At 73.3% G+C, this 5,215-nt stretch carries 7 protein-coding genes; 2 read left to right on the top strand and 5 right to left on the bottom strand.

Annotation, left to right across the window (positions count from 1 at the left end; genetic code table 11):
* Positions 1 to 317: SH3 domain-containing protein (locus tag L2I40_RS18675; protein WP_237216695.1), on the top strand; the 317-nt coding region annotated here is incomplete at its 5' end.
* On the opposite strand, the gene L2I40_RS18670 is transcribed toward L2I40_RS18675, so the two are convergent.
* From L2I40_RS18670 to L2I40_RS18650, 5 genes are all read right to left on the bottom strand, one after another.
* A complete protein-coding gene (locus L2I40_RS18670; RefSeq protein ID WP_237216694.1) occupies positions 318 to 764 on the bottom strand; it encodes a bleomycin resistance protein in 447 nt (148 codons plus the stop codon). It lies immediately after the preceding gene.
* Between the two features lie 4 nt (positions 765 to 768).
* A complete protein-coding gene (locus tag L2I40_RS18665; RefSeq protein WP_237216693.1) occupies positions 769 to 1,017 on the bottom strand; it encodes a DUF3297 family protein in 249 nt (82 codons plus the stop codon).
* 73 nt (positions 1,018 to 1,090) lie between these two features.
* Positions 1,091 to 2,305: an MFS transporter gene (locus tag L2I40_RS18660; protein ID WP_237216692.1), complete on the bottom strand. Its 1,215-nt coding sequence runs from the start codon at positions 2,303 to 2,305 to the stop codon at positions 1,091 to 1,093.
* Positions 2,306 to 2,390: 85 nt separating this feature from the next.
* Positions 2,391 to 3,062 (bottom strand): nitroreductase, encoded by a 672-nt coding sequence (locus tag L2I40_RS18655; RefSeq protein ID WP_237216691.1) that lies wholly within the window; start codon positions 3,060 to 3,062, stop codon positions 2,391 to 2,393.
* Positions 3,062 to 4,144 carry an isocitrate/isopropylmalate dehydrogenase family protein gene (locus L2I40_RS18650; protein ID WP_237216690.1) on the bottom strand — a complete coding sequence of 361 codons (1,083 nt, stop codon included), beginning with the start codon at positions 4,142 to 4,144 and terminating at the stop codon, positions 3,062 to 3,064. Before L2I40_RS18650 ends, L2I40_RS18655 begins: the two co-directional genes overlap by 1 nt.
* A 124-nt stretch (positions 4,145 to 4,268) precedes the next feature.
* On the opposite strand from L2I40_RS18650, the gene L2I40_RS18645 reads away from it, so the two are divergent.
* The coding region (locus L2I40_RS18645) for a two-partner secretion domain-containing protein (protein ID WP_237216689.1) at positions 4,269 to 5,215 on the top strand (947 nt) is incomplete at its 3' end.

The raw sequence follows: 5,215 nt of genomic DNA, 5'->3' as shown, positions 1-5,215 counted from the left end.
CCGCCCCGCTCGGCCTGCCGAGCGGCCCCGGCGACACCGCGCCGCGCGCCGCGCTGATCCCGCCCGTGCCGACCGAGCCGCCGGTGATGTCGGGCATGAGCACGCCCGCCGCCGGCGTCTCCGGCCCGATGTACGGCGAGGTGACGACGAGCCTCCGCAGCCCCGTCAACCTTCGCGCCGCGCCCGGCGGCCCGGTCCTCGGCACCGTCCCGCGCGGCACGACGCTGCAGATCTTCGACATGGCGCCGGGTGGCTGGCTGCTGGTCGGGGACACCGGCCCGCTCGGCTGGGTCCATGTCTCCGGCGTGGAGCGCTAGTCAGGCCGCCGGGCGCGTCCCGATCCCGCAGCAGAAGCGCAGCAGGTAGCCGTCCGGGTCCTGCACGCAGAACTGCCGCTGCCCGTGCTCCAGCGCGCCGGCGCGGTACCACCGCGTCTCGGGCGCCAGGTAGAGCGGCCAAGCCGCGCCCTGCAGCGCCGCCAGGATCGGGTCGAGCGCGGCGACCTCGATCTGCAGGTTCATCCCACGGCCGAAGGGCGTCTCGAGCGGCGCGGTGACCCAGCGCCGCCCGGGCGCGCCCGCCTCCTCCAGCATCACCTGCGCCGCGCCGTGGCGGAGATAGGCGAAGCCGTCCTCCGGCCGGTCGTACAGCACCTCGAAGCCGCAGAGGCGGCACCAGAAGCGCAGGCTGGCGGCCAGGTCGGTCACCATCAGCTCCGGCACCACCGCGGCCCAGGCGAAGTCCGGCGGCGGCGTGCCGGGCACGACGTCAGTCCTCGGCCGCGGGCGTCCTGAGGTACGGCTCGACCTTGCCCTGCAGCTTGATGGTCAGCGGATTGCCGCGCCGGTCGAGCGTCTTGCCCACCGCGACGCGGATCCAGCCCTCGCTGACGCAGTATTCCTCGACATTGGTCTTCTCCGCCCCGTTGAAGCGGATCCCGATCCCGCGCTGCAGCAACTCGGCATCGTGGTGCGGGCTGCGCGGGTCGACGGAGAGGCGGTCGGGGAGCTCGGTCATGGCGCGGCGCTGATACCGCGCCTGCGCGCCGCCTCCAAGCCGCGCGGCAGGAGGCGGAGCCGGGCCCCGCCCCTCACGCCATCGCGGGCCGCCGCCCGCCGCGCAGCAGCAGCGTCGCGACGATCAGGACGTTCACCGCGTTCCACGCCACGCCGTTCAGGAACGCCGCGGCGTAGCTGCCGGTCAGGTCGAAGACGAGCCCCGACAGCCAGCCGCCGAACGCCATGCCGATCAGGGTGGCCATCAGCACGATGCCGACGCGCATGCCCACCTCGCGGGCCGGGAAGTGCTCGCGCACGATGACGGCGTAGGACGGCACGATGCCGCCCTGCATCAGCCCGAACAGCGCCGAGAGCACGTAGAGCGACGCGAGCCCGTCGAAGAACAGGAACAGCGACAGCGACGCGCCCTGCAGCACGGAGCCGAGCAGCAGCGTGCGCAATCCGCCGATCCGGTCGGCGATCAGCCCCGACACGATGCGCGACACGATCCCGCAGGCGAGCATGAGCGAGAGCATCTCCGCCCCGCGCGCCACGCCATAGCCCAGGTCGCCGCAATAGGCGACGATGTGCACCTGCGGCATCGCCATCGCGACGCAGCATGCGACGCCGGCCGCGCACAGCACCACCGTCAGCCCGGTGCGCGAGAGACCGAGCGGCCGCTCCTGCCCCGCATCGCCCGCCAGCACCGCGCCGCCGCGCTGCCCCGGTGGCCGCGCGCGCAGCAGCAGCGCCAGCGGCAACATGGTGACCAGGCAGACCACGCCCACCACGACATGCGCGGTGCGCCAGCCATGCTCCGCGATCAGCCAGGTCAGGATCGGCGGCCAGACCGCGCCCGCCAGGTAGTTGCCGGACGCCGCCAGCGCCACCGCGATGCCGCGCCGCCGCCGGAACCACAGCGAGGCATCGGCCATCAGCGGCCCGAAGGCGGCCGAGGAGCCGAGCATCCCGATCATCACGCCCTGCGCCAGTGCATAGACGGTGAGACTCGGCGCGCTGGCAGCCACGACATAGCCCGCCGCCAGCACCACCGTCGCGCCGAGCAGCGGCACCATCACGCCGAAGCGGTCGGCCAGCCGCCCCATCAGGATCCCGCCCGCGCCGAAGCCGAGCATGGTCAGCGTGTAGGGCAGCGAGGCGCCGGCCCGCGTCGCGCCGAACTCCGCCTGCACATGCGGCAGCGCCACCACCACCGACCACATGCCGACGCCCCCGAGCGTCGCCAGCGCGACGATCGCCGCGAGCCGGATCCAGGCCGCGCGCGAGTCGACCAGCGCCTCGCTCATCGCCGCACCCCATCGAACCCTCTCCCCCCGCAGGGGGGAGAGGGCAGGGTGAGGGGGGCGTGCCGGAAGGAGATTGCGCGCACCCTCAAGCCCCGTCCCCGAAGGTGACGAACTCCGCCACCGGCACGCGCTCCGTCACCAGCCGGTTGGCCGGCTCGTCCGGATCGGCGCGGCCGAGCGCGATGCCGCACACGAGCACCTGGTCGTCGCCGATGCCGAGCTCGCGCCGCACCACCGCGTGGTGGTCGCACCAGGCCGCCTGCGGGCAGGTATCCAGTCCGACACCACGCGCGGCGAGCATCACGTTCTGCAGGAACATCCCGCAATCGATCCACGACCCCTGCTCCATGTCGCGATCCATCGTGACGAACAACCCGACCGGCGCGCCGAAGAAGTCGAAGTTCCGCAGGTGCTGCGCCTCAGTCGCCGCGCGATCACCCTTGGCGATGCCGAGCAGCGAATAGAGCCCCCATCCCGTCGCGCGCCGCCGCGCGAGATAGGGCTCGCGCCATTGCCGCGGGTAGTACTGGTATTCGCGCTCGCCCTTCGCCCCCGCTGCGATCGCCGCGCGCACCGCGGCCGACAGCCTCGCCTTCTCCGCCCCCGCCGTCACGCGCACATGCCACGGCTGGATGTTCGATCCCGACGGCGCGCTCGAGGCGGCGGCGAGGATCCGCTCCACGACCGCGCGCGGCACCGGATCGGGCAGGAAGCCGCGGATCGAGCGCCGCCCCTCCATCGCCTCCAGAACATCCATCAGCCGATCCGATCCGCGATCGCATGCGCGACCTCGCGCGTGCCGACGCCGCCGAACTCGGCGCTGCGAAGCCCGCCGGCAAAGGCCGCGTCCACCGCGCGGTCCAGCTCCGTCGCCGCATCCGCCCAGGCCTGGCCCGCGCCCTGCTCCGATAGCCAGTCGAGCATCATCGCGACCGACAGGATCGTCGCCGTCGGATTGGCGATGCCCTTGCCGGCGATGTCCGGCCCCGTACCGTGGCTCGGCTGGAACACCGCATGACCGTCGCCGATGTCAGCCGATGGCGCATAGCCCATGCCGCCGATCAGCCCCGCGCCGAGGTCGGAGAGGATGTCGCCGAACATGTTCTCCGTCGGCAGCACGTCGAAATCCCAGGGCCGCCGCACCAGGTCGAGCGCCATCGCGTCCACGTAGTGATGATCGGCCGCGACGCCCGGGAACTCGCGTGCCGTCTCGTCGAACACCTTCCGCATGAAGGCCATCGAGGTGAACACGTTCGCCTTGTCCACCAGCGTGACACGTCCGGGCTTTCCACGCCGTGCCGCGCGCCGCTCCGCCAGCCGGAAGGCGAAGCGGGTTAGCCGCTCCGTCGTCGCGCGGGTGATCACCATCGTGTCGCGCGCCTCGCGGTCCTCGATCACCTCGCCGCGGCCGCGCGCCCAGAACAGCCCCTCCGTGCTCTCGCGCAGGATGACGAGGTCAATGTCCTTCGCGCGCGGATCGGCCAGCGGAAGCGGCACGCCCGGGATCGCGCGGATCGGCCGCACCCCTGCATAGAGGCCGAGCCGGAAGCGCAGGTCGATTTGCGGCGCGATCTCCGTCCCGTCCGGATAGCGGATGCCGGGCCAGCCCATCGCACCGAGCAGGATCGCATCCGCGCCCTCCGCGCGGCGGAAGGTCTCGTCGGACAGCGCCGTGCCGGTGCGCTGATAGGCGAAGGCGCCCGCTTCCAGCGTCTCGGTGCGCAGCCCGATCCCGTGGCGGCGCGCCACGCGCTCGAGCACGAACAGCGCCGCTTCCGTCACCTCCACGCCGATGCCGTCGCCGGGCAGCACGGCGATCAGCGGGGCATTGGCGGTCATGCGGCATCCTCCCGAGGCGTTGCCGCATCCTCGCCCCGGCTTGCGGGCCGCGCCAGTTGGGCGCTAACCATTTTTAACGCCTTTTTCCAAAACGGAACGGCCGACCCGCAGCGAGGATCATCGCATGCGCCGCCTTCCGTGGATGCTCGCCACCACCGCATTGATCGCGCCCGCCTGGGCGCAGGCGCCCGATGCCGGCCCGCGCGGCGGCACGGTGGTCGCGGGGCAGGCGAGCATCGCCCGCAGCCCCGGCCGCACGCAGGTCAACCAGACCACCGACCGCGCAGTGATCCAGTGGCAGGGCTTCGACATCGGCGCGAACCACCAGGTGGACATCCGCCAGCCCGCACCGTCGTCCTTCTCGTTGCAGCGGGTGACGGGGCCCGATCCCTCGGCCATCGCGGGGCGGCTGACCTCGAATGGCGGCGTCGCCATCGTGAACCCGGCGGGCGTCGTGTTCCACCGCGGCGCGCAGGTGGACGTGGCCTCGCTGATCGCCACCGCCTCCGACATCACCAACCAGAACTTCATGGCCGGCCGCATGGCCTTCGACGGCACGCCGCGTCCCGGCGCGCGGGTCGAGAACCACGGCCGCATCACGGTGCGCGACGGCGGCCTCGTCGCGCTGACCGGCCCCGTCGCGGCCAATTCCGGCACGATCCGCGCGCGCATGGGCCGCGTCGCCATCGCGGGGGCGGAGGCCGTCACCATCGACCTCGCCGGCGACGGGCTGCTGTCCTTCGACATCACGCGCCAGGTCGGCGCCGCGCCTGCCGGCGCCACCGCGCTCGCCGCCAACAGCGGCACCATCGAGGCGCCGGGCGGGCATGTGCTCATCACCGCCCAGGCCGCGTCGAACCTGCTGGAGACGCTGGTCTCCGCGGGCGGCGCCATCACCTCCGGCACGATCACCGCGAACGCCCCCGGCGGCGGCGTGCTGGTGCCCGCGGGCGCGGCCCTCGACGCGCCCGCGGGACGTATCGTGGCGGGCGCGGCCGCCACCTCCCGCATTGGCGCGCCCCGGCGCCTCTCCGCCCGCGCAACCGTGCTGCGCCGCGCCTTCGACGGCTC

This window comes from Falsiroseomonas oryziterrae (assembly GCF_021864505.1).
GTDB lineage: Bacteria > Pseudomonadota > Alphaproteobacteria > Acetobacterales > Acetobacteraceae > Falsiroseomonas > Falsiroseomonas oryziterrae.
Note: the sequence above shows the minus strand (reverse complement) of the source record. Positions and strands in the feature narration are given on the sequence as shown.